The organism is Halomonas sp. SIMBA_159, from assembly GCF_046536035.1.
Lineage (GTDB): Bacteria > Pseudomonadota > Gammaproteobacteria > Pseudomonadales > Halomonadaceae > Vreelandella > Vreelandella venusta_A.
Map to the genome: position 1 here is coordinate 1 of NZ_JAWJBT010000065.1, position 676 is coordinate 676.

Annotated in this window: 1 pseudogene; it reads right to left on the bottom strand. The window is 58.6% G+C overall.

The features are described 5' to 3' along the window. Nucleotides 1-189: 189 nt before the first annotated feature. Nucleotides 190-531, bottom strand: a pseudogene (locus R0J87_RS18340) (hypothetical protein); the annotation flags it as partial. Between the last annotated feature and the right edge of the window lie 145 nt (nt 532-676).

A 676-nucleotide genomic window follows, 5' to 3' on the forward strand; every position in this document is an offset into this window, starting at 1 on the left:
GCATCCTGCGATGCAGATCCGGAACATAATGGTGCAGGGCGCTGACTTCCGCGTTTCCAGACTTTACGAAACACGGAAACCGAAGACCATTCATGTTGTTGCTCAGGTCGCAGACGTTTTGCAGCAGCAGTCGCTTCACGTTCGCTCGCGTATCGGTGATTCATTCTGCTAACCAGTAAGGCAACCCCGCCAGCCTAGCCGGGTCCTCAACGACAGGAGCACGATCATGCGCACCCGTGGGGCCGCCATGCCGGCGATAATGGCCTGCTTCTCGCCGAAACGTTTGGTGGCGGGACCAGTGACGAAGGCTTGAGCGAGGGCGTGCAAGATTCCGAATACCGCAAGCGACAGGCCGATCATCGTCGCGCTCCAGCGAAAGCGGTCCTCGCCGAAAATGACCCAGAGCGCTGCCGGCACCTGTCCTACGAGTTGCATGATAAAGAAGACAGTCATAAGTGCGGCGACGATAGTCATGCCCCGCGCCCACCGGAAGGAGCTGACTGGGTTGAAGGCCCTCAAGGGCATCGGTCGAGATCCCGGTGCCTAATGAGTGAGCTAACTTACATTAATTGCGTTGCGCTCACTGCCCGCTTTCCAGTCGGGAAACCTGTCGTGCCAGCTGCATTAATGAATCGGCCAACGCGCGGGGAGAGGCGGTTTGCGTATTGGGCGCCAG